Consider the following 24,321-nt stretch of genomic DNA (forward strand, 5'->3'; position numbering starts at 1 on the left):
ATAATAAAAGGGTAGCATATTATGCTCCCCTTTAAGTCTACGTCATTTTTTGACGAAAAGTATTATACAGAAAATTAGGCCGGACGTCAAATTTATTTTGTAATATAGGATGTAATAATGTGCAATTTGTAGTTCCGGTTTTCTATTTATTCAAAAATCTTACCGCCGACTTTCTCGCCTTTTCTATTTTCTCAGCATCCACATCTTCCACAGCCGATGAGCCTATCCATTTCTTTCCAAATAAAATCTGTGCAGCTTCTATCATAATGCCACAGGCATGTAAATCAGTCTCTGCTGCAATCACAAAAGCAAAGCAAGGCTTTGTCTTTTCCTGAATCACTTCCTTATCAACTCCATGAAATGACATTTGCATAAGGCTTGATACCGACCACGCTCTGCAAAAACTGTCTTTATCTTCCGACATTTGCTTTATCAAAATATCAATCTCATTTAAAGAGCCTATCCATCCGAGAGCTATAATAATCTTTTGTCGAAGCAAAGCATCTTTTGTTTCTATAAATGAGGTTAAAACCGGAATAAGCCTTTTGCAATATTCTGCATAAAAAGTTCTATGTCTTAGTTTTGAAAGAGTTTCAGCCATAAGGTATGCAGCAAATACTTTTAAACTCTCGTCTTTTTCATTATCTAAAACTGTAAACAAATACTCTAATCCCTCTTTATCATGTTTATAAAAACTGCCGGACAGATTTAAGTCTGTACCTTCATCTCTGTCTTTACAAATCAATTTATAATGATATTCTATCTCATCACTTGCGCCTAAATCTGCAACAAATTTTATTCTTTCGCCGTCGGGGAAGTTTTGCTTTTTTAATTCTTCATATCTTTTTTGTAAATCTGTCATACATATACTCACTTTTTGTTATCTGTTTTATCTTCATCTTTAAAAAGCTGAAACGAGATATTCAAATCATCAAAAATCAACATATTTAAAATTACTACAGGAATAGCGAGTATATTTTTTATAACTTTTACCACTTTATGGTCTCTTTTATATTTTGAGATTTTTAATACTAAAAGTACAATAGTTAAAAATATAAATATAAAGTAAAACAGTATGTCAGCATTGGCATATATTATTTTCATATATTTACTCCTCCGGTATTGCCACAGTGTGTTAATAAAAGATATATTTATGATTACTTTTCATAGCCATTTTGGAATATTTGGCTATGAAAACCTGATACCGGCGAGAATAATCTCGCCATTATTGGTATTTTGGCGTAGAAAAAATACTGTTGGCGAGATAATCCGTCTTTTCCTTTTCTATCACCTTATCTTTCATCATCTGCTTGATTTCACATCCCCACACCAATATAACATTAATGCCCATGCTCTCAAGTTTGATGTAGTTTTGCTTATCTCTTTGAACATTTCCCTCCAACTTACTTTTCCAAAAATCATGATTATTCTTAGGGATGGAAGCATATTTGCAATTTTCATGCATATGCCAAAAGCACCCGTTTACAAATATAGCAACCTTGTATTTAGGAATATAGATATCGGGACTTCCGGGTAAGCTCTTATAATTTAATCTGTATCTGAACCCCCTGTGCCACAATAGCTTTCTCAAATAAACTTCAGGTTTTGTATTCTTACTTTTAACCCTCGACATATTCTCACTTCTTGTCATCGGCTTACTCTTCTTCACTATCTGAATCTCACCTGCAAATTAAGCTTTATAAAGTCTTCTCCGTTTTCACTGTACACTTCTCCGAAATCATGTCTTGATGTGGATGCTGTTTCATACTTTGTATTGCTTAACAAATATTCTTCAAAGTAATTTCTGTTGTATATATGATATGCGAGAACATTACCTTCCTTTGTAACTACAATATATCCTCCTGTAGCCTCATCCAAACCGTCCCATACCGTAGCAGGTTTCATTCCCAATGCTACGGCCGTCAAAAACTTTTTGAACTTATATCTATAGGCGTTTACATTACCGTAGTTCATAGGATTTTCCTGTTCAAGCTTTTCAACCATCTCATTACAGTTACTGATTCCGTCTTTATAAAAATATAAAAGGGTCTCGGCAATAATTTTATCCATATTACTGTCGATAAGTACCAAATTATCTTCAAAAACCTGATTATTCATCTTTCGATATTCAAGAGTTCCGTTTTCTTTAATTATCTTATTTATACGTCCCCTGACATCTGTATGATTTTTGCCGCCTGATACCTTGTATATCTCGTTCGCTTCTCTTATCAAATCAGGATAATTATGTACTATTTTATAGATAAAGTTTGTAGTTTTTCCTGCATTCAACAAAGTCGGAGATGAACCCAACTCGGATTTTATTGAGAATCCTACAGTAGGACTGTATCCTGTGTTTACATCAACTATTTTTACCGTGATATCACTTTTATCCGTTGCCGGTGCTGAAAGCTTATAGCACAAAATTTTATCCATGAAATTCTGCGTGCTTTCCACCGAGAAAGCCCCTTTAGAGTCTTTACTGTTAATCTCATTCAACAGATTTCCGGACTCCGATTCAAACTCTGTCGCAGGCAATTCCTTCACTTTTGACCCGTTAATATAAATTGATATCATTTCTCCTGCGGTATATTCTTTGATCTCACCCTTGGTTTCTTCTCTGATTATTTTAATAATAGGAAAATAAATATCCTCAAGCTTATTCAATTCACTGTCCGCAGCATATATCTTTCCGTCAGCCAAAAGTCTTAAAAGGACGTATACTTCAGACCATTCCCCCTTATTCCCTTTAAGCATATTTACCTCCATATAAAAGCCAATTGTTCAAATTTTTCTTCGCTTTTCTTAGTTTTCGTATTTTCTTTTTCAAGGTGTGCTTTTATCTTTTCGGCAATCGCTCGTATAACAGGCACTGTAACGGAATTTCCGAATTGCTTATATAAATGTGTATCGGCAACTACAAACTTAAAATTGTCGGGGAATCCCTGAAGCCTTGCCCATTCTCTCGGTGTCATCTTTCGAATATATTCTTTGTTGACACTGCCTTTTATATGCGTAACCGGAGTAAAGTCGGTTAAACGATCATCAATTATCAAGTTTCTTTCTCTTCCCATACCGCCGCAAACAATAGCTCCCGCTACGGAGTCCAATTCTCTGATTTCATATCCGAATCCGTTCCCCTTGGAAGCATGTCTTGCCTTATGTCTTTTCAACGAATCCAGATAAATGGTGGATAAATAATATTTGGGTGATACTTCTTGTTCTTCCATTATATCCTTTATTACCCTGGTATCATCCGTTTTCTCAGGAAATGTAAAGTCTTCCGGCGCTATATCGTTCCTGAATCCGACAATATATATCCTCTCTCTGTTTTGTGGAACACCGAAGTTTTTACTGTTGAGAACTTTATAGAACACTTTGTATCCCAAATCCTCCAAAACAGATTTTATAACATCAAATGTACGACCTCTATCATGATTAACCAGATTCTTCACATTTTCACAGAATACAACTTTAGGTTTATGGTATTTTACAATCCTTGCGACATCAAAAAAAAGAGTTCCTCTTGCATCTTCAAAGCCCCTCTTCTGCCCTGCAAGAGAAAAGGCTTGACAAGGAAACCCTGCAAGTAATATATCATGTGGCGGTATATCTTTCTCATCAACTTTTGTAATATCTCCTACCACATCTATACCGTCGTTATAATTTGCCTTGTAAGTTTCAACCGCTTTTTTATCCCACTCACTTACAAAAACCGTTTTGATATCGCCTTTAAATGCCTGCTCAAAGCCGAGTCTTATCCCCCCGATACCTGCAAATAAATCTATTGATTTATACATCTTATCTTCCTCTTTCGTTTTCAACAATACCTTACAATATTATAAACTCAACTTTATGAATATTCTACCCCGTTCTACCCGAAATTTCGGGTAGACAGGTGGAATCTATTACTGTTCTTGAAATTTTAGGAGGTCAGATTTCGATTTGTCTTCGTAAATCTTTTTTAGTCATGTCTCTGTAAAGTAAATCTTTCATAGCTTATTCTATGAGAATCCGTTAATCCTCATAATCTCTATTCATTCGACCAGAGTTTCTATGTTTTATTCTGGCATCTTTTTATTGAAAATAAAATCTCAACTTTTAAGGTATGCTGTAATGTGGAAAATATTTTTCATTTAAGAAACGCCTTTAAAATAAAAATTACAAAACATAAAAAGTTATCTAACAACTGTATTATAGAGATTGATAACTGCTCGCCTCTTGAACTGCTTAAACTTCAGAAAAATCTTATGGCTATTGCTGACGGAGAAGGCATTGCATTTGTTAACGGAAAGGGCAAGAGAAAGCCGGAACTTCAACAACTCTATGAAGAACTTGAACATTGTGAACAGCAATTAATGGGCTATAAAGAATATTTTAAAATTATGGTGAAAGATAGAAACAGCTACTCCAAAACTGATTTGGAAGCAACCTTTATGCGAATGAAGGAAGATCATATGTTGGACGGGCAGTTAAAGCCAGCATACAATGTACAGATAGCAGTAGAGAATTATTTTATTGTACATAGTTATGTAAGTAATGATCGTACGGATTATAATACATTAATTCCAGTTCTTGAAAAGCATAAGGAAGCATTTGGAGAAGTACTTGAAGAAGTGGCGGCAGACAGCGGCTATTGTAGTGAGAAAAATCTCTTATATCTAAAAGAAAATAAGATAGATAATTATATAAGACTACAGGATCATGAAAAGCGAAAAACACGAGCATACAGTAAAGATATAGGTAAATACTACAACATGAAAACAACGGTATTTGAGGATGAGCAAGTCTATATCTGTCATGACGGTCGTGAACTGAGACATATCAACACAGAGAAGAAAAAACAGAATGGTTATACACAAACATATGAAGTATATGGATGTTCTTACTGTAGTGGATGTGAACATAAGCCTAAATGCCTGTATAAATATAATCCTGATAAAGATGTTGATAAGAATAAAGTAATGAAGATCAATGAAGTATGGAAAGAGCTTCGAGAGAAGTCACATGCTAATATACAGAGTGAAAAAGGCATTCTGAAACGACAGACACGCTCTATTCAAACAGAAGGTTATTTCGGAGATATTAAAGAGAATGCAGATTTCCAACGCTTTAATTATCGTTCTTCAGATAAGGTATATAAAGAATTTATGCTTTTTTCAATAGGAAGAAATATAAATAAATATCATCGTTTTCTCCATGCAAAACTAAAGAAATTTGAAGGAAAAGTACAGGAGAAAACAGCATAAGAAAAAATGCAAAAGCAAAATTTCAGCCAAGGGGGTGTGCCCAAAAATAGACAGCATTATAGAAAAATAAAATATCCTGACAAAGTCACAAAGCCAAAACACCTTGTATTTGTCAGGATATTTCTATTTTGTTCTGTGGGAAGTAAAATTACTTATTTCCAGACAGCCCTTTGAAGATAATTTTAATATTTTTATTTTAGTAATAACTGTTGAAGACCCGTATACTACCCGTGTACAGTAACGTAGTATAATAAGAAAAATTCATACTCAATTCTTAAAATAGTATAATAAATACATTATAGTATATTTCAATCAGAATATTTAATATACCTTCACAGCTACATAGCAATCATATAATAAATGTTGAAAAGCTTCCTTTAAATCCACATTCCTTTAGCTTTTTTTTGAATATTGGGATATCATTTGGATTAAATTTATTTAAATACCACACCGCATTGTCTGGCAATTTTTCGCATATTTCTCTAATATATATCAAATCAACGCATGAAAAAGAGAACCCAATGGAATAAACTTCTCTTATTGTATTATTAATATCATCAAAAAATTGCTTATTATCTTCCAATGCTTTTTCAGTATCTTTTTTTAAGAAATTATTTAATTCTGTTAATGAGTTTTCTGATCCAATATTTTTTCTCATATACTCATCTGTATAATCATTTGCATCCCCATGCCCAAATAATATGTTTTTGCCTTGCCTAACATGTATATGACAAACGCTCTCTTTATTAACCTTATATAAATCTTCCAAAGTTTCTGTATAATTGAACGTAAGGAAAATATCATCTGATTTGAGGAGCGTAAAAAAGCTACTTTTTGCACTTGCAACTTTAATATCTATGTTCTCAACCCATTCAGCAAATAGTTCCTTTACATACACCACAACAGAATATAGATTTGAAGCCATATCTTCATTATTACGTGATTCGCTCCAATAATTTATATCACCATCATCATCAAGTTCTTTAGGTAACATCTCAAATGCCTCATCATAATCTAACCGTCCCAATGAAGCTTCTAAATCCCCCCATTTATTTCCATCTGGTTCTGCTTTAGATATAATATAAACAAGAAAATTTACAACTTCTTCCATATCACAAATTTCTTCCCCTTTAGATCCAATTGAAACTGTGGGAATCATTGGCATAGTATCCACTTCACATTTGTTATTCATATATGTATTGCATAAATATTTTCTAAAGTCATCATATGATGTAGGTAGACCATGAGCAATGTCAAAACCGTTGCCAATAATAAACAATTTACTCATATCCATCCTTCCATTTTTCGTAATTTATACTCATATCTAATTTACTTTTCTACTTTTTACCATTTCAAAAAATCTATTAAGATTTTCAATTTCAGCCAGCGGAGCAATCGAATGCAAGAATCCTCGGTTCTCAACTTCTGCATCCATACGTAGCTTATAAATTAACAAAATATTATCTTCCTGAAGTTTGGATAAACTTTCAGCATCTTTTAGTTGTTGATTTACACTTGTATAATTTATGTACTTAAACATTTTTCCCAGAATCCCTGCAACTACATCTGACAATTGCACAAATATATCTGCTTCAGATTTTACAAATTCGAAATTATCTCTCACGTTTTCTCCTTGTGCTATCTGTTCTTTTACTATGTTCTGTACTGTAGTCTCCTCATCAAATATATGTTTTGACTTCTGATATTTTAGGATAGGATCTAAATAAAATTCCGCATAATTTTCTTGCATTATATAATCATTATTACCATGCAAAAATACTAATTCGTTACTCTTTGATGCTCTTGCGAGCATACGTACAAGAAACTTTTCCTCTGCCTTCATTTCTCTTCGACTTCCAAGTAAAAGCAGTAATTCATTACAAAATATTTCTATATTCTCTTTCTGTAAATTAGGGTATTTATATTTAAACATTATATTTTGCAACGCTTCTGCCTTGTCTTTGAACATACAATAAAATACACTCTTCATTCTACAATAATATTCAAATTCACTTATCTCATCTATCCCTACAATAGAGTCAAATATATCAACAAGTGTATAAAATAGATTGTTAACATGTATGTAATGAATATAAAAGGGAGATTTATCTATCCAAGATAAAGTCTTAAACAAACGTTCTTCTTTCACACACTGTAAAAAATCGCCTTTTGAATATAGCTTTTTAAATTTAATTTCTTTTACATTTTCTTGCAATTTCAAAATCTTTCTGAATGATTCTAATGATACATCAACCGTATCTTCCACTTTTTTTACTACTCCAGCCAATACAAAGTCTGCTGTATAATCAGTATTAAACTGTCTCTTACTATCATCAACCCCAAATTTTCTGCAATTATTACTTTCGTCATAATAAAATACATACTTTTTTTATTGTCAATACCCCACATATCATACCATTCTTGTTGCCTATCAACTGATGAATCAATATTCTTTTCTCCATCCATGGAATAAACATCCCTCCAATATGCACATATAACTTAATCATTGCTAACATATGAAAGTAATTCGGTATCAAGTGCTCCTTATAATCCTCATTCCTTTATAGCTGTATAATAACTTAATAATACCCCTAATATATGTTTTGTATTTATTTGAAATTATACTTTGGTGTGAAGATGACATTTGCACATCCATTCTATATGTGCGAGCAAAAAATCTTTGCAAAGCTATTATATTTTTGCAAATTTAAGTCCATACTAGAATAATTCAGCATCTATATCTAAAAAGAGCAAAGCGGACTTTTTATAGTTCCTCACTCACTTTTGAGTGGCCAGTAAATACTGAGCCTTGCTTGCGGGAATTATACCATGTTTAACATATCTATTGCAATATTTATAAATTTTTCTCTTTCAATCTTGAGGGTGTTACTGTACACAGGTAAGCTTGTCTTCTACATCTTAATCTATTAAACTTATGGAGTCTAATACGCCGTTTAGGTTCCATATTATCTATTAAAAATTTCCTTGACAGCGGTGTAAAGGTTTGGGTTATTTTTTCGTACTCCAAGCAGCACACCCTTGCTCTGACATAATTCTTCGATGCTGTCAAAACTTCGAAATGTCATTACAAAAGTCTGCTTCCTCTTATACTCTCTTAAACAGCGTTCGGCTGTATTGTTTGTAGTTGGCACTCTCATATTATACATGAAGAGCAGATGTTACATTTTATATTTCTGCATTCGGCGATACAGATTGTATCCATCACGATAATAAGGACTTGTCTCATGAAGTATGTACTCTTCCCCGGCTTTTTCAAGGATTTCTTTGTACTTGCCTTCAAAGTCAGATACAGTCTTAGAATCTAAATGCGCATCATCTGCATGCTCATTTCTGTAATGTACCACTTCCCGGATAAGTTCTCTCATATTGCGGTGCCAGGTCAAAGACGGCTCATTTTCCACGCTGTACTTCAGATACCGTTGTACATGTGCGAGACATTCCTGATGGGCATTTCCATACTTATAAAAGGTAATTTCGTGGTCGTGTACAAAAATACCTTGGAAATCCTCTGTTATAGTTCCCTTTACACCTTCATCCCTTTTTTCTAACGGGCAAAGTAAAGAACCTTCTGTTCATCTGGTGTTGCACAGACATATACATATGCACTTTCTCCGTTTACCCCGGCATTTGTACAGTCTGTATGCATAACCGCAGAAGACAGCAGGTCTGCAAAGATCTTTTTTTCTCTGTTTTTGTCTTTTTTGAGAACTCGCGGCAGAGTTTATTTATCATTCCTTTGGATATGTTCAGTTTTCCACCAGTAAGATCTGACAGAAAACGTCGGCTTTTATCAATTGAAACAGCACAGTCTGTGTTTAACAAAAACAAGAGAGCCTTGATGCTACCATCGTGGTTCACGTCGTCAACAACACAACTTGGAAAAGCTGCATGAATTCGCTCTCCTGTTGTAGAATCGTAGTATTATACATCTGCTTGATATTCCATTACATTCATAATCAACTCAATTTCAGCCAAGTGGGTTTTATGCCCCAAAATAGACAACATCATAGAAAAACAAAATATCCTGACAAAGTCACGAAGCAAGAACTCCTTGTATTTGTCAGGATATTTTTATTTAGTTTTGCGGGAAGTAGAAATGCTTATTTCCCGACATCCCATTCTGTTAAAAAACGGTTAATTTTAGTAACTTTGATACCTCCTATTTAACAAGAATGAACTGAAGTCTACAATTTATTTCAAAACTCCATGCTCTTGTATACCTAAAGTACTAGATTTTGAAAGAAACGACATAAAATTGTAGTTATCCGATATTAATGTAAAACAAAAAAGTGCGCAAGCTTAAGAAATTCTTACTTACACACCTTATTTTATATATTTATAAAGCTTAAAAATGGTAAATCACTACATGTTATAGAATATATCTTTATTATCCAAGTGATGACATAAAGTTTTTTTAGAAATTTCATCATTACTAATCAGCTTAAGTTCTATTATATTGTCTAATAGGTCAATTTTTTGATGTAGATTTTGTATTTGTATATTTACACCTGAATCACATATGCAGCGTGTTATAATATTCAAATAATCTTTAATGACTTCATTGCCAACTCGTATGTAATCACTATATCTATTTAATTTTTCAATATATTCTAATATTTGACTTTTACCATCTTTATTTGTCACTTTTTTATTCGTATCTTTTTTACATTCTCTGATTTTATCTTTGAACGCTTTCTTCTCTTCCGTACTGCACCTGATATAATCTCTTTTTGAAGAACACAGCCAACTATCGCCTACCCTATTAAATAGAAATACTATTTCATTACCCTCTTTATAATATAAATATGATAAATTGATTATACTAATATACTTTGAATACAATTTATAAACAATATATGTATAAGCACCTACAATAAGCAAAGTACCTAGTAGTAAAGATACCTTCCAACCCAAAATAATATCTTTTTGATTTTGAATGTCTGTAAAAGAAACACTTAATTTGCAAACAATTACATAGGCAATAAGAAATAATCCGGAGAAATATAACAACAAACTATTACATAATTTTATCTGTAACCATATTCCTAAAATATGTTTATTGAATTTTAAAAAAAGGTTGATTACAAATAATAAAACATTGATCACAAGTAATATACAGGAACATACAAAAAATATAATATATGTTAAAAAAGCTAAACCTATAGCATCTTTTCCTACCTTGGTATATGATAAAGTTACTAAAATAAAAACAGCAATTGCAAGTATAAATAAAGCAAATGATGCTGATCCAATTGGTCTCAATATAACATATTTTTCTCTTTTATCCGACTCTTCAAATGTAAAACTAACCGGATCCATTAGCATCATAGAATTGAAACCATATACTACGGCTATAATACTAGGTATACCTAAAAAGCCTAATATAGTTATAACACTCTCAACATTCATAAATCCCTCCATTTTTTCTTATTATATCACGTATCTTTCATATGATTCAACTTAATACTTAGGCCTTCAACTGTTTATTTACCTAAATAGACGTCAAAAACATATAATGCATATACAATATTATTTCAAACTGTTATATTCATAAGATCCTATTTATTCTCCGTTGAAAGTAGTTTGAATAAAATATATCCACAGGTTGTTATATCAGTACTTGAATCATTTGAACTTTCTACCAATTATTTTACCATTAATTATGCGCCTTCATAAAACATTTTAAAATCCATATAGGAATTCCATATTTCAACAGGTATTATATGATTCATAGCATCTTTATTCCTTATCATTGATATTATTAAAACTCATTTTATCAGCATATATACTACCGGGTGAATCGGCCAATATTACTGCAAAATATATTCCCCTATCAATATACTAAACAACAGGCATCGAATTGAAAGCTGAAGCCATCTCCCTTTTAGCATTTTTTATTTTCTTTTTATACTTAACCACATTAAAAAGGACACTCTCACATTCTGTATCTGTCATTGTAGTTACAATTTCCAACCGAAGTCGCGCCCTCGAAGCTCCAACATAAAACCGTTGAACCGCCTCGCTGCCAAACGTTTCTCCGTCGACATCTACCAGTATAATTGCATCAGCTTCTAATCCCTTATACTTTCTACAAGTGGTAAATATTTTTTTCTTAAATGTACCGTTGACACATGCATTATTTAAAATGCTGACAGCTTCACTTTTACAAGTAAGAACAGTTACATCCGTAATGCCTTCTTCATTTAATTCCTCAATTATCGATGCAACGCAATTGATTACTTCTTCAGAATTTTCTTTATAATGAATCCTTGCCGGTACTCCTTTAATCGCTCCGTCATACAATTTAGGGTTTCTATCCGATATGGCTTTTAAAGATGTTATTGCAATATTTTCAGTGTTTCTGCAGTTCTTATATAATGTTAATTTACAATCGGCATCACTTATAAACTTAGGTATATTTTTAGCCTGAATAAGTTGTAATTTATCATAAAAAACATAAAATGTTCCCCCGGTCTCTTCATTATCAATTACAACATAATATATTGTTTGCAGAAGATCCGCCTCTTCTATCTCTTCTCGGCCAAAATCTTGTCCTTCATCTACAATAACATGCTTATAGCGGAATGAGCCTGAAATATACATATCTAAAATTCTAATACCGGCAGCCCGGTAGTCAGGTTTCTCAGTTTTAGCAACCTTACATGCAAATTTGTCGATGGTCATATACTCTATGTACTCATGGTGATACTCTCTATCCAAATAATCCCTTAGCATTACATTGTAACATAGAAATAATACTCTCTCACCGTTAAAAGCATGTCTGGTTGCCTTTTCCACAGCCATCATTGTTTTTCCTGTTCCTGCAGCTCCGTTAATAACAGCAGATTTTTGTTCAACAAGGTAGTTTAACAATCCCTCCTGCTCCTTCAACAATCTGTGAAAAACTATTTTTTTCAAATCATTATCAAAGCTTTTGGAAGGAAAGATATTAAACTCAGGACATATTATTTCTCTAATGAGTCTTCTTACATCCTGTTCACTGAGATCTGTTTTGATATGATTTTCCGGCTCTATATCGAACAAAGAACTGATATATGGTTCAGGATCTTCTAACGCCTCCATTGTAAGAGTAATAGTTCTGTCTGCTTCCTTAGGAAACTTGATTCCGCGCAAGCGTTCCTGTGAAATTGAAGGAAACCACACAGCATGCAAAAACTTACATCTACCTGCAACATCTTTTAATGAGCTGTTTTGTACCACATTCAATAAGTCCCACTTGTTTCCCGCAGCTTGATTGTAAGGTCCACCATGCTTCATAATACATCCTCTTGAGTATTTCCAGTATCCTCCCTCGTACCTTACTGCTCCTGCTTTTGCTTCCAAACACAACAATCCCTTAGTTCGATTAAAAATAACAAAGTCTACTTCACCTTCATGAAGTATATTATCCTCAACATATACATTCTTAAAAGAATGTACAACATAATAATCAGATGGAAGCTTTTTTAAAGAATCAAACATCACCCCTTCCAAACTGGCAGGGTCAAATTCTCTTGCCACATCAGGTATCATTATTGCCATTTCAAATCTCCTTTAATACTGCCAATACACTGTCAGCGATAGCGCCTTCTCCACTAAGGCAAAAACACTTCCATTCACTTCTTGATGCCTTATCGAATTCTTCTTCATTTTCAGCACTAAAAATCATTACCTTCTTATTAGGCCAATACAAATCAACATTATAATAGTTAGGATCTCCTAGGACCTGAAATGTGCCTGCTTGAAAAGGCTTCTCTCCGTCTTTATAATCAAAAATTTTATCTATCAACTCATTTATTATTTCCCTCTCATGTTTATTTGATGAAAATTGAAGTATATTCTTCCATACATCTACATAATCTGTATTTTTTAAGTTCGTGCCTGAATCTGTTATAATAATCTGAGATTTCGAACTGTCATTTTTAGAATTTTTTACTATATTACATATTTCTGCATTTTTATAAATATATTCTGAAAAAAATCCAATATTACGCTCTTCGTATGTTCCTATTATCATTCCTCTATCCAGAAAAACATTAAATTCTTCACAGCTTGTTTCGGGTACAAGAGTACAAGCATGACAAGCGGACAGATTTAGCGAATCGCGTCCCTGTCCCATACTCAAACTACAAACAGGATCATTTGAACATGTTATAGCACCTTCAATTGCCTTTTTAAAAATACTCGGAAAAATGTCATATCTGCCCTGACGAACAAGTCCACCCATTGTTCCTTCAGAGTCTCCGCTCGCTGTATATATCAAAATACCTGACATACTTTTACCTTCGGAAGATTCACTGCAATATATTCTCTCTTTAATAGATGCTATACTATATCCACACTCAAAACTCAACTGTTTCATCAACAAGTGTGAAAGAGTGTGCAATAAAAGAAATTTTGCTGTAATAGTCCTAGGTCGTATGTCGCCATAATAAGATTTAGAATAATTCTCATTCAACTGATCAACACGGTGTTGTATACGAGGATTGTTCGTTCTCCATTTATCAATGGCATCATCGTTTAGTTCAATAAAAATACCTTCGCCTCGAACATCGTATCCCGGATACCAATTTGTATCCTCCTCTTTGATTGACACCTTTTTTATTTTCGTTGTGTTGTCTACATTATCTTCCTCAACCGGCTCCAATCTTGAAAAACCAACCAACGCCTGAACTTCTCTTACTTTATGAATCAATGATACCTTTTTAACATATGGCAAACCATATTGTTTTATATCAGTGGATTCACGAACAAATTCACCATTTTTATCCTCTTGAACTACCTCTCCACTCAAAGCTTCATATTCTTCAGCTCTATACTTAACACTTGTAGTAGTGTAACTGTCTTCTGTGGTTCCACTCCATCTGCGTATCAAAACAGGCTTTACCGATGCTTCCTCATGCCCTATATCTCGACCGATTTTTGAAGCATATTCACTAATCTTTTGCGATACAATATTTTCCCTAATTTCTTGTGTGAGTTCCATTCCCAAGGATGTAACAGTTTTTATCGATTCTGTAATAGCCTTTTTTAAATCTGAGAAAAAAGGACTTCCCTGTATTTTTGCTGTTAATTGGCTTGAATAAGGAGGAATAACCAACGAGCTCACGACAATAGGAAAATAAACAGATGATCCACCTCTTTGTAATACATGTGGATATTTCCCACACATCTCTGTAGTGTTCTTCCAGGGGTGCCTTCCGGTGCACTTAAAACCGTATTCATAACCTGTAGCCTTATCCAAGTTTTCAAGAGCATTCTTATCAAAAGCCCCCTTAAGAGTTGCTCTGGCATGACATGTTTCACATGTTATTGTCAAACCTTCCAATCCTTCGGTTGATGATGCACTTGTTGTAAACCTCAGTTTAGGATTATAGCATATTTTTTTTGCACCTAAACCGTTCTTGGCATGAACCCATTTTATCCATGGGAAATCATCTATATGACCATGACCGCATGCAACAACAATACGCGCCACTACCAGTTCCTGAAAACAAGAAGGACACTTTAAGTTCTTAGTCATATGAGGATCATTTTCTCTCATCTTTTTACACTTAGGATTGGAATTATATTCATTTATCCACTCTTTTAAAGGTTTAAAAGATCTGCATCTTGGACAAAAATACCATTCAGGAAATCTTGAATATGCGATACCTTTTTGATATCTTGTGTCATCCTTACTTCCGGGCATCCCGAAAAAATCCACATGAAGAGCCTTCTCAAGTCTCTCATCATGAACTTCAACTACACTGCCATCCCACGTTTCAGGTGCTGCAGTCATCAAAGTTTGCTCAGGAAAATCAACCATAGCACCAACTCCGTACTGTAGTACTGCTTGAGATGCTCTAACTGCGTGAGTTATTTTATTTAATTGAATTATCTCAAATTCATTTAACATGTTATCATTCCTTCCATATTAAAACGCTACTTCCGACAGAAATATCCACATTTCTCATTGATGTCATTGTATCAAATGCACTATCACCCTTACTTGAGTTATATGCTTTCATCAGTCTTGCATCTCCCTCTTCAGGATATGTAACCATATACTTCTCACCGTAAAAGAAATGATCATCATAACCTTCTTTAAGTTTCTCCCAACTTTCCAAAAATATATCTATTTCCTCTCGAATATCTGATTCTCCGGTGTCGGTTCCAGGATTAACCCTATTGATTATGTCGTTATTTCGAGTAACTATATATTCAACTATAGAATCAATTTCTTTTTTGTACTTAATGCGTGAGAAAAGTCCGGCTGCATTTTCAGGTGTCAAATCCGGTAATAATTGTCTAAGCAGTGCAATCACTATAGCATGTAACGCTCTATCTCTTGCAGGCTTTGAAAAGGGTGTAACTCCTGTAGGCTCTACGTGTTTATAAAACGATTCATGATAACCTAAAAACTGCTCATAATGTGATCTGTCTCGGCTCTTGGAACCGTCATACATGGCAAAAGCCACTCCGGGATATGATCTTCCAACTCTACTTGATGCCTGGATATATTCGCTTGTCAGTTTAGGTTGTCCCACTAAAAGCATAACGTTCAACCTTGCAATATCTATACCTACAGAAATCATATTCGTTGCAAGCAAAATATTGGAAGGCCACCTTTTATTTTCTATATTTTCCTTGCTATAGGTCAGCTTCTCCAACTTATCCAATGTTTCATTTAATTGCGTAGTTGATACACGACTGGTCAATTCATCTGCACCGGTAATTATTCGAGCATCCTTTGCAGTTCCCACACGGTAAGCCATTCTTTTGATAAAATCTTTAATATCATCATCTACAAGTGTTGAACATTTTCCAAGATCTTTTAAACTATTAAAATATACAGTAAGCGTCCAATACTTATCCTTTATTTCATAAGGCAAATCCATCGTGTAAATCTTTTGAAGCAATGCCGCCATAGTCCTGATTTCCATCATTGCTTTTGTTTTTCCGGACGGCATAAGACCGACATATTTTCTTCCGTATATTCCCCTTTCATAATCTATAACCGACTCTCTTGCGAAAAAGGAATCTTCAGCATCAATACCCGGATGAGGAAATTGACAAACCTCTCTGTTATACAAAGATGAGCATTGTTCTGCAGCTCTTCTTATAGTTGCTGTTGATGCAATAATCTTGGTTTTTGAACCTTTGTTACTACAAATATAATCAATTGCCGCCTCATACAAACCAACCATTGTTCCCAATGGACCTGAAATAAGATGTAACTCATCTTGTATGATCAATTCAGGTGCTCTGTTATCTGTTCTAACACCAAAAAATGCTCCAATTTGTGGGTTCCAAGGAAGCATTGCAAATTTATCTACTGTGCCAAATAATAGGGTTGGAGGATTCTGATATAATTCTTCATCAACAACTTGTATCGGTAACTTACCACGTTCGTTAAAAAAGCATGCTTCCTGAGGGCACCACAACTCGAAGTGTGAGTTACTTCTCATCCTGTACCCCCATGCACCCATTTTTTTATGTCCTTTGCGATCTTGAACCATTTTTGTACCGCACCATGGACACTTCAACACCTGAAACTTATTGTGCCTGTCCTTTTGGTACTCAAGCTCTTCTACTGTTGCTTTTGTCAATTTAGTAAGTTCCGATTTTGCTTGTGCATTTTTATTCGGTGTATGATTGCCTCCTATCCATAGACCAATAGTTATCGGTTCTGAACCAAGATCATATTTCCCATATATCGATTTTTTATCCGTGGCATCTACGCGAATATACTCACATGCACAAATAAGCGTAGATGCACGAGTAAACTGTTGTGCCGCCAGGAGTCGTAACGTATAACGCATAATAACAGTCGTTCCGTACGCATTTTCTTTATGAGCAAGTCTTCTGTAAAAAATAGTGAATGCAGTAAGACCAAGATAGGCTTCTGTTTTACCTCCACCTGTAGGAAACCAAATTAAATCCACCAACTCTCTATCAACTGAACTGTCATCTACTATTGACTTTATACTCATAAGTAAAAATGCAATTTGGAAAGGCCTCCATGCATAGAAGTCTTCAAAAATCTTTTCAACACTAAAGTAGTCAATCTTCTTCAATATTTCAGTTAACTCTTCATCATAAGGATATCTGTTTACATCCGATGTCTTTTCCTGCAATTTAAGATGAGCTCGCTGCATAAACATAGCTCTGTTAGCCAATTGAAACGCATCCCAAGCCGCATCGCTTGACTTAAGCAGTTCTATTCCCTCATACATACGCTTTGAAGCGGCTTCGCATCCCATTATATTTTTCCCTGCAATATAATGGAATTTCTCCGGTAGTAAATTAGTTTTATCTCTGATTTCACTTATCCATTTATCGTATGCCGCTACAATAGATATTAATTTCTCTATCTTGATGCTTTTTTCATCCTTTATCAAATCTGATAAGTATTTCATGGACAAAGCATCTTTTGTTACACCCGAATCTTTAGGCAAACTGAAATCCATTGAAGGGACTTCGCTTACAGGAAAATACTCACTGAATACTTCGCCATTTCCTATAGCATCAACATTCCATGAAATAGAAGTACCTAATCCTGTTCCATATACTTTTTTATTTCTATATTGAAGCGCCAAAGACTGTTCTTCATCAGTTAAATCTGAACAGTCTACGTTAGCACCATACTCTACAAAAACAAAACTGTTATTTTCACTGTTAATTCTTATTTCAGGTTGATAAAGGCAAAGCTTTGCACTTGATTTACTTGAGTCATCATTAACAAGCATAATAGTTAACGACCAAATATCATTTCCCATATTACGCCTTAAAGCGGTAACTTTTGCATTTGTTTGATCTAATTCCTTGTTTTGATCAATATAATCAGAATTGGAAAAATTCAACTCAAGTTCACACATATGAGGTTCTCTTACGTACCCCTTTCCAAGCTGGTCAGAAAGTTTATACATGAGTGAAATAATGTTATATTCATCTCCTCCCAACAAGTCCCTTTCTTTTAACGCAAGTATAGACTTTCTGTTAAGTCCGCCCGAAGTAAGCCTTAATGTCTTTTCCTTGCGGTCCAAATAAACACAATGATTAAACTCTGTTGGAAGCTCATATTCGTCTCTTATTTCACCATAAGGAATACGACAATCAGTAGCCACAGCCTTCTTATAAGTAGCAAATCTGACCTTACAATTTACCTTTTCACATTTTCCTTTTACAAAAAGGGTTATTCCCATAGAAGAAGGCATATTTTGTGTGGCAAGTCCAATTTCTTCGTCAAGATTATCCTCGTCAGCATCAGCATCTGAATGATGATGTTTAACAAATCCCTCTTCCGTATTAACTAAAACATCTTCCGTCTCGTCAATATGCACCTCAATGTCCTGTTCCTCAACTCTCAAAGTGTCATTATTGTCAGCGTTCATTTTAATATTCTTTGTAAAAAGTACACCTACTGAGTATCTGGTATTGGGAGCATCTGAGATAAGTTCATGTTCTATATCAGGAATAGATATCTCCGATCCCGGTCCCATAAGTTCTTTTTTAACAAGATCTATATACTTATCTCGTGCTCTTATCATTTCTTGCTTATCTGCCATAATTACCACCCTTAAATCAAAATCGGTCTATTTGCCATCCACATAGGAACTGCCGTTTCAACCTTAGCTATTCGTTCAACTCTCTTAATCTCTGCAAGCGTATCTATTTTTTCGTAAATTGATTCCATATAATTCCCCCTCTGCGGAGTCCGGCCACTTAGTTTATCAAAAATCGCTGTCCCAACCCGGTCCAATATTTTTCGTCTGATAGACCTTATATCTCTACAGGCCTCAAAAATGTCTTCCGGGCTCTCCTTAAGTTCTTCAACACCTGTAATATTTCCTATATGACGTATTGAATCAACATCTCTTGGGCCAACCGTGTAAGAATCTTCATCCAGCCAATGTAATATTGTTTGCTCGTGTACCCCGGCTCCATCTTTGAGCATTAAATCCACCACTTTCCTAGCAGTGTGTCCATTAGAATGCATAAATTCCACCAACGCTCTTTTCCACAAGTTTGCCTTCCTATACTTTTCTTCCGTATTGCTGTCAAACTTGCCGTCTATAAACAGTTTAGCAAGTATAGAACTGACGATGTCTTTGGTATCGTCATTATTTTTCGTAAAGATGATAGAATCTCCTTCACAAAGTTCCTGTACTCCTACTTCCTTAACTATGCCTGTAGCTTCCTCAAGCACATATCCTTTGTAATTTCTACTTAAATAAGCCTTGGTGTCATCATCAAAAATAACTACAGCCACAATATCAGTATTCATTGCGCCTTCATATCCGGAATCGCTTTTATAGATTGAACCCATATATGACAAGTCAACATTAGCAATATAATCTTCGATTTCTTTTTCGAAACCTTTTGCATTCTCTTCTTCAGTTGTTATTATTTCATCTTCATCCTGATTAGATAATATAATTGTCGATTTCCTATTAAGCCGGTTTATCCTATTATGAAATATCTTATTCTTAAAATAATACCCTGCTTTCTCACTTTCATATATTACCGAAATAATTGTTGCTGCAGCATTACATCTAAAAACATTAAAAGCTTTTCCTTCATAATCTCCAAGCACAATTACACAGTCGTACTTCTTAGAACTGTCAAATCTGTTTGCAGTAACAAAATCCTTATTCCTAAACAAATACTCCGAAAAAAGTCCTGTTCCCTTTATGAGTGTTACATAATATGCTTTTGGAACAACAATGGCTACCCTCTTGCCTAAATGATTATATAAAAATTTTCGTAGCCACTCATACTTTCCGTTAGTACTTATCTCCTCAATAAGTATTCTCTCAAGGACTTCAACTACGACTAGTGCATTATTTCTTAAGTTTTCCGGAAAATCTTCTGCCAATCTCCTAAGCTGTAAAATCTTTTTCTCCGGAGAATCAACTTCAATAAGCCCTCTCTCTTCGGCAACTGAAAATCTATCCATTGGAAATGGTGCAGTAACAAATAATTTCATCAACGAGTGTGCAAGCATTATAAAATTATCTTTCCCTTCTGTAGAATACTCTTTACGCTTTATCTCAAGAATATTCTTCTTGAACTCGTGAATCACATCCGATCCTATACCATTTTTTTCAATAATGACCAACTCATTATTCTTATCAATAATTGTATTAACTTGTGTTACTAGTTCTGTAATATAATGATTATTTTCGACTTTCTCATAAGTTGTATTTTCCAACAGAAATTCCTTGGTACAGGCAAAGGTTTCTATCTGTTCGACATCTGCTGTCAATTCAAGCCCTAAGTCACTATCCATAGATGAGCAGATATATACATACTGAAGCGATTTTCTATTAATCAACTCAGGTAACTCAAAATAGCCTCTTGATATCGAATCTTCCCCAAGTACAATTAACCCTAAATGCCTGTTCCCACGTCCGGACAAAAGTAAACGTCTTGCAACAGAAACCTTAGCAGTAAACTTTAATGTCGGTTCATTTTTGCCGGTATTACCACTGTATCTGTATTCATCTTCCTCTGTAAAATAAGAAGCCGTTACCAATTCTAATAAGCCGATTTTCTTTTTGTTAAAACCAAAACTTATGTTCTTTACCAAATAATCAGCATGTTCACGTTGTGCCACTATCACACATGACGTGTCTAAAATACTAGGTATATCCTCCTTCTTAAAGCCCAACACATCAACATAAAACTCATCTCTTCGTGGCATTTTCTTCCTTATTCCCCTTCCATCCATGCGAACTGAATCACCATTATATGGTTCAATGTATCTCCAACATTTTTCAGGAAGATATGTATCAAATCCCTCACCTTGTACAAGTTTTATTAACTTTTCACCTTTTTCCCTTCCAATCTCGCTTCCGTCTATAAAACCCTTAAAAATGTAACGGCATTTCTTTTGTTGTCCGTAAAGAATTGTGTCCCCATCTGAAAAAGAATTAACCATATTTCCGGTTTCAGCTTTATTTGATATTAGATTAAGAATAGTTGCGTAAGTAATTAGTACAACATCAAAACAAAGCGACCCTGTATGCATAACCAACCCGATATTGTGGTCTCTTTTTGCTATTGTCTGCGTCAAAAAATTCCCAAAAGTCTTTAACAGTAACTCCTTTGAAATAGTCTGTCCTTCAATCTGTATTTCACACTTTTCAAAAACTCGATACATTATCTCTTCATTCACCTGCATAGCACCCCCCATAAACTATCTAATTCTTATTTGTTATCATAATCGAACGCACAGTCAATTCAGTAGCAAGATCAATTTTATACGTATTCTTGTCAATCAACATTTTACATAACCATTGTATGAAATGAACATGTTTCTTCATTTCACTTAGCCCGCTCTTTCATGCGTAAAACAAAAACACTAACCTATTGAAAGTATATCACAATTAGACTAATAGTCACAATGACTCTTTAGATAGTAAAATACAATGTTTCACTATACTAAATCTATTCTTTATTTGTTGATTTTCATAGTCGATTTAAACTATCGATTTATCACCCTACCTATTTTGCTAAAATTCTTTATAAAAGTATACTTACACTACCGGGTACTATAAGCACCTGCCTGATGTTCTCGATTCAGTATACAAGTTCCGAAAATATAATATCAATCTCTATATTGTTTATTAAAATCAGATAATCTGAAAACCTTGCCATAGGCAAGAATATTAAACAGCATAAAAAATAATGCCTGACTTATAATCAGGCATTACTTACAATTTTACTATTCAAATTTTATATTTTGATGATATCGCCTCCTGCATCAATCATATCCTGTATCAAGGCATGTTCCGGTTGCAACGCTTCATATTCGCTTCTAATTTCAGCATCATTAAGTTGTTCATTTAAGAAATCATCAAATTTTCTACTCATTACTATCTCCACTCCTGCTTAAATAGTTATCTCCATATCTTAGTGATTCATCCGTAATATCAACTCTATATTTTACCATCAATTATGACTCTCTCTAAATTTTTCAAAAGCCTTCACTGCATTCTGTGTTCTGCCTGCTTTATAAGACTCATAGCCTTTTTGTATCTTATCATGAATCTCTTCTGTGCTCATTTTAGTAGTATCAATACTCTCAGGTGCACTTGGTAAAGTTACGGCAAAAGGAATGCCTCCGGTCAATACAACTTGGTTAAGGAACATATCTACAGCTATAGACATAGGAACCCCCAAACGTCCCAGCACAGATTCCGCATCTTTTTTCAGTGTCGGATTTACTCTTAAGTTCAATGTTGCCGATTTCTCCATATGTACTACCTCCATTCTTATGTCAATATTGTAACTACATTGTCGTTACTTGTCAATGTAGCAATATCACTATAATCTAAAAGCAAAATCTACTCAACTAAAAACTATAAAGTATTTTCTTTATGTTAATGAAACTATTGATATACTTGCTTCTCAAATACGTTTTCAGTTCTCTTTATTTGAATTAATTACACAGCTTATTTATACGAGGGTTATATCACCATGATCTAAGTTAAAGACAACCTCTCATGTATTTCCATATCTTTATGGCAGTTTAACCATCTCTGAAGACCGGGCATATGACGGTGTTCTTTCATAGGAGAGTCCCATAAATTGATATCTCTAGCGATGACAACCAAAAAGCCGGTTCACATTAGCAATCTTAATTTCCTCTACCTAACACAGGCTGAAATCGACATTCTCTTTCAAAGCTGCACGCTCTTGTACACCTAAAACTAGATTTTGAGAGAAACGACGGAATTCCGGTATGATAATATACGCACATTTAAATCTGTACGAAAAGTTCTACTGTCGGACTTAACGAAACAATACTAAGCAAGACGCATCAAATCTTATTTTTCAAGCTTTTTATATGCCGGCATTCCCATGTTTTTTCCATCTATATTAACAGAGAAGTACCATTTCCCATCGTCCTCAAAGGCATGAAAAACACCTAAGATTAAATAACAATCTTTCCATTTATCACGATATTTTCCAAGTTTACTATCTAAAATAAACTCTTCTTTTCTATCCAACGGAACTAACCATCCCGGCACTTTAAACATAATCTTAGTAAGATTAACAAATTCTTCTTCTGTCATATCAGGAAAAAACATATATCCCTTAACTTTACAGTATTTCTGTATTTCCATATATGCTATTTCAGCGCTTTTATATCGATCATTTTTTATCACTACCGGATTCATTTCCCAATTTTGCATTAACAACTCCTCCAATCAAATTCTTGCTAATAGTCCCACCCAAATAAACCTTACTCTCCATAACGAGTTAATGCCAAAGGAACTACATCAACAATAATACATACTATTTGGAAATAAATCAAAAAGAATATCTTCCAATATTTGATTTTGAGTCAGCATTCTTTCTATTTTCAAAGCACCTATTTTATTTTATACCCGTCCGATGATTTTCTCCCAATCAATGATACTTTAGATAAATTTCCTGCCTTCACTTCTTCACAGATACGGCGTACTACTCTTGGAATCGTCGGAGTATTGCCAAAGAAATCTCTTGCCATATAATTACCCGGAGCTAGACCCGGAATTATATAATTTATAATCATTCCATATACTTTCATTTCATTTGAATTTAAAGTAATCATTCCTTTTCTCCTTTTGAAAAATCATTTGTTAAATTAGCTGCAAGTATTTTCATTTGTGACAGAATATTTCTTTCTGTTTGTGTTAAAAGACTTTTAGGTTTTTGTATTAATACTAATACTCTAACCAAAAAATCCGTGTCTGAAATATTATCAATCACTTTATAGTCTTTATATATTCTTTCAATGGAAGCACCTGTAAAGTAGATTTGCTCTACTTTTCGGATATTCCAAACCGGTTCTTTGTTCTTGTTCAGATATTCTGAACATTTACTTCAAATTTTACCAAATTTAGACATGAATTTCTTGTGTATAGTTCTCATTACAGTCGTATTGAATTATTTATTAAGAAAGGCTGACCAAGTTCATTGCTCATTCTTTCCGTAGTGCAATAACTATTGCAGAGGCATCCGACAAAGCTAATGTTTCTACTCACACTGTATATAAGATACTTGGTACACTTAACAATTC

The 24,321-nt window shown here is 34.1% G+C and carries 17 protein-coding genes and 4 pseudogenes; 2 read left to right on the top strand and 19 right to left on the bottom strand.

The window, feature by feature from the left end:
- Positions 1-142 precede the first annotated feature (142 nt).
- The 5 genes from HMPREF1495_RS05515 to HMPREF1495_RS05535 form a co-directional block, all read right to left on the bottom strand.
- Positions 143-862, bottom strand: coding sequence for a HEAT repeat domain-containing protein (locus HMPREF1495_RS05515; RefSeq protein WP_034212742.1), 720 nt, complete (start codon positions 860-862; stop codon positions 143-145).
- 8 nt (positions 863-870) lie between these two features.
- The gene (locus HMPREF1495_RS05520) at positions 871-1,104 is read right to left on the bottom strand and encodes a hypothetical protein (protein ID WP_034212743.1); all 234 of its coding nucleotides are present in this window, start codon (positions 1,102-1,104) and stop codon (positions 871-873) included.
- Positions 1,105-1,225: 121 nt separating this feature from the next.
- The gene (locus HMPREF1495_RS05525; protein ID WP_034212745.1) at positions 1,226-1,669 is read right to left on the bottom strand and encodes a very short patch repair endonuclease; all 444 of its coding nucleotides are present in this window, start codon (positions 1,667-1,669) and stop codon (positions 1,226-1,228) included.
- Positions 1,669-2,754: an HpaII family restriction endonuclease gene (locus tag HMPREF1495_RS05530; RefSeq protein WP_034212747.1), complete on the bottom strand. Its 1,086-nt coding sequence runs from the start codon at positions 2,752-2,754 to the stop codon at positions 1,669-1,671. The genes HMPREF1495_RS05525 and HMPREF1495_RS05530 overlap by 1 nt, the downstream gene beginning before the upstream one ends.
- Before the next feature lie 2 nt (positions 2,755-2,756).
- Positions 2,757-3,797 (bottom strand): DNA cytosine methyltransferase, encoded by a 1,041-nt coding sequence (locus tag HMPREF1495_RS05535; protein WP_034212749.1) that lies wholly within the window; start codon positions 3,795-3,797, stop codon positions 2,757-2,759.
- A gap of 351 nt (positions 3,798-4,148) precedes the next feature.
- Between HMPREF1495_RS05535 and HMPREF1495_RS05540 the strand changes: the two are divergent.
- Positions 4,149-5,246: pseudogene (locus HMPREF1495_RS05540) on the top strand (transposase); the annotation flags it as partial.
- Between the two features lie 349 nt (positions 5,247-5,595).
- On the opposite strand, the gene HMPREF1495_RS05545 reads toward HMPREF1495_RS05540, so the two are convergent.
- The 11 genes and pseudogenes from HMPREF1495_RS05545 to HMPREF1495_RS05595 all read right to left on the bottom strand — a co-directional run bounded on the left by HMPREF1495_RS05545 (position 5,596) and on the right by HMPREF1495_RS05595 (position 22,511).
- On the bottom strand, positions 5,596-6,534 hold the full coding sequence (locus tag HMPREF1495_RS05545) for a bacteriophage abortive infection AbiH family protein (protein WP_034212751.1): 939 nt from the start codon (positions 6,532-6,534) through the stop codon (positions 5,596-5,598).
- A gap of 36 nt (positions 6,535-6,570) precedes the next feature.
- A pseudogene (locus HMPREF1495_RS05550) lies at positions 6,571-7,563 on the bottom strand (DUF3800 domain-containing protein); the annotation flags it as partial.
- Complete coding sequence (locus HMPREF1495_RS14055; RefSeq protein WP_034212756.1) at positions 7,521-7,712, bottom strand: hypothetical protein; 192 nt, start codon at positions 7,710-7,712, stop codon at positions 7,521-7,523. The pseudogene HMPREF1495_RS05550 and the gene HMPREF1495_RS14055, both read right to left, overlap by 43 nt.
- 500 nt (positions 7,713-8,212) lie before the next feature.
- Positions 8,213-9,242: pseudogene (locus tag HMPREF1495_RS14385) on the bottom strand (IS66 family transposase); the annotation flags it as partial.
- A gap of 387 nt (positions 9,243-9,629) precedes the next feature.
- Positions 9,630-10,676 (bottom strand): hypothetical protein, encoded by a 1,047-nt coding sequence (locus HMPREF1495_RS05570; RefSeq protein WP_034212758.1) that lies wholly within the window; start codon positions 10,674-10,676, stop codon positions 9,630-9,632.
- A 432-nt stretch (positions 10,677-11,108) separates the two neighbouring features.
- Complete coding sequence (locus HMPREF1495_RS05575; protein WP_034212760.1) at positions 11,109-12,809, bottom strand: ATP-binding domain-containing protein; 1,701 nt, start codon at positions 12,807-12,809, stop codon at positions 11,109-11,111.
- Between the two features lies 1 nt (position 12,810).
- Entirely contained in the window at positions 12,811-15,165 is a 2,355-nt protein-coding gene (gene drmB, locus HMPREF1495_RS05580; RefSeq protein ID WP_051402810.1) for a DUF1998 domain-containing protein, read from the bottom strand.
- 4 nt (positions 15,166-15,169) lie between these two features.
- On the bottom strand, positions 15,170-18,817 hold the full coding sequence (locus HMPREF1495_RS05585) for a helicase-related protein (RefSeq protein WP_034212762.1): 3,648 nt from the start codon (positions 18,815-18,817) through the stop codon (positions 15,170-15,172).
- Between the two features lie 11 nt (positions 18,818-18,828).
- Positions 18,829-21,435, bottom strand: a complete 2,607-nt coding sequence (locus HMPREF1495_RS05590) for a DrmE family protein (RefSeq protein WP_034212764.1) — start codon at positions 21,433-21,435, stop codon at positions 18,829-18,831.
- A gap of 554 nt (positions 21,436-21,989) precedes the next feature.
- Complete coding sequence (locus tag HMPREF1495_RS13880; RefSeq protein ID WP_198013548.1) at positions 21,990-22,127, bottom strand: hypothetical protein; 138 nt, start codon at positions 22,125-22,127, stop codon at positions 21,990-21,992.
- A gap of 78 nt (positions 22,128-22,205) precedes the next feature.
- Entirely contained in the window at positions 22,206-22,511 is a 306-nt protein-coding gene (locus HMPREF1495_RS05595; RefSeq protein WP_034212766.1) for a type II toxin-antitoxin system RelB/DinJ family antitoxin, read from the bottom strand.
- A gap of 118 nt (positions 22,512-22,629) precedes the next feature.
- Between HMPREF1495_RS05595 and HMPREF1495_RS14390 the strand changes: the two are divergent.
- A pseudogene (locus HMPREF1495_RS14390) lies at positions 22,630-22,841 on the top strand (IS1634 family transposase); the annotation flags it as partial.
- Between the two features lie 242 nt (positions 22,842-23,083).
- Here the strand turns inward: HMPREF1495_RS14390 and HMPREF1495_RS05600 are convergent.
- The 3 genes from HMPREF1495_RS05600 to HMPREF1495_RS13885 form a co-directional block, all read right to left on the bottom strand.
- Positions 23,084-23,452: a hypothetical protein gene (locus HMPREF1495_RS05600; protein WP_034212768.1), complete on the bottom strand. Its 369-nt coding sequence runs from the start codon at positions 23,450-23,452 to the stop codon at positions 23,084-23,086.
- Positions 23,453-23,631: 179 nt separating this feature from the next.
- Positions 23,632-23,853 (bottom strand): hypothetical protein, encoded by a 222-nt coding sequence (locus HMPREF1495_RS05605; protein WP_034212770.1) that lies wholly within the window; start codon positions 23,851-23,853, stop codon positions 23,632-23,634.
- Positions 23,850-24,011 (bottom strand): hypothetical protein, encoded by a 162-nt coding sequence (locus tag HMPREF1495_RS13885; RefSeq protein WP_198013549.1) that lies wholly within the window; start codon positions 24,009-24,011, stop codon positions 23,850-23,852. The genes HMPREF1495_RS05605 and HMPREF1495_RS13885 overlap by 4 nt, the downstream gene beginning before the upstream one ends.
- Positions 24,012-24,321: the final 310 nt, after the last annotated feature.

It is taken from the genome of Lachnoanaerobaculum sp. MSX33, from assembly GCF_000512995.1.
Classification (GTDB): domain Bacteria; phylum Bacillota; class Clostridia; order Lachnospirales; family Lachnospiraceae; genus Lachnoanaerobaculum.

Bases quoted from the DNA above. Each gene is read 5' to 3' on its own strand.
- HMPREF1495_RS05515 (WP_034212742.1), bottom strand. From the start codon at position 862: ATGACAGATTTACAAAAAAGATATGAAGAATTAAAAAAGCAAAACTTC.
- HMPREF1495_RS05520 (WP_034212743.1), bottom strand. From the start codon at position 1,104: ATGAAAATAATATATGCCAATGCTGACATACTGTTTTACTTTATATTT.
- HMPREF1495_RS05530 (WP_034212747.1), bottom strand. From the start codon at position 2,754: ATGCTTAAAGGGAATAAGGGGGAATGGTCTGAAGTATACGTCCTTTTA.
- HMPREF1495_RS05535 (WP_034212749.1), bottom strand. From the start codon at position 3,797: ATGTATAAATCAATAGATTTATTTGCAGGTATCGGGGGGATAAGACTC.
- HMPREF1495_RS05545 (WP_034212751.1), bottom strand. From the start codon at position 6,534: ATGAGTAAATTGTTTATTATTGGCAACGGTTTTGACATTGCTCATGGT.
- HMPREF1495_RS14055 (WP_034212756.1), bottom strand. From the start codon at position 7,712: ATGGATGGAGAAAAGAATATTGATTCATCAGTTGATAGGCAACAAGAA.
- HMPREF1495_RS05570 (WP_034212758.1), bottom strand. From the start codon at position 10,676: ATGAATGTTGAGAGTGTTATAACTATATTAGGCTTTTTAGGTATACCT.
- HMPREF1495_RS05575 (WP_034212760.1), bottom strand. From the start codon at position 12,809: ATGGCAATAATGATACCTGATGTGGCAAGAGAATTTGACCCTGCCAGT.
- drmB (WP_051402810.1), bottom strand. From the start codon at position 15,165: ATGTTAAATGAATTTGAGATAATTCAATTAAATAAAATAACTCACGCA.
- HMPREF1495_RS05585 (WP_034212762.1), bottom strand. From the start codon at position 18,817: ATGGCAGATAAGCAAGAAATGATAAGAGCACGAGATAAGTATATAGAT.
- HMPREF1495_RS05590 (WP_034212764.1), bottom strand. From the start codon at position 21,435: ATGCAGGTGAATGAAGAGATAATGTATCGAGTTTTTGAAAAGTGTGAA.
- HMPREF1495_RS13880 (WP_198013548.1), bottom strand. From the start codon at position 22,127: ATGAGTAGAAAATTTGATGATTTCTTAAATGAACAACTTAATGATGCT.
- HMPREF1495_RS05595 (WP_034212766.1), bottom strand. From the start codon at position 22,511: ATGGAGAAATCGGCAACATTGAACTTAAGAGTAAATCCGACACTGAAA.
- HMPREF1495_RS05600 (WP_034212768.1), bottom strand. From the start codon at position 23,452: ATGCAAAATTGGGAAATGAATCCGGTAGTGATAAAAAATGATCGATAT.
- HMPREF1495_RS05605 (WP_034212770.1), bottom strand. From the start codon at position 23,853: ATGATTACTTTAAATTCAAATGAAATGAAAGTATATGGAATGATTATA.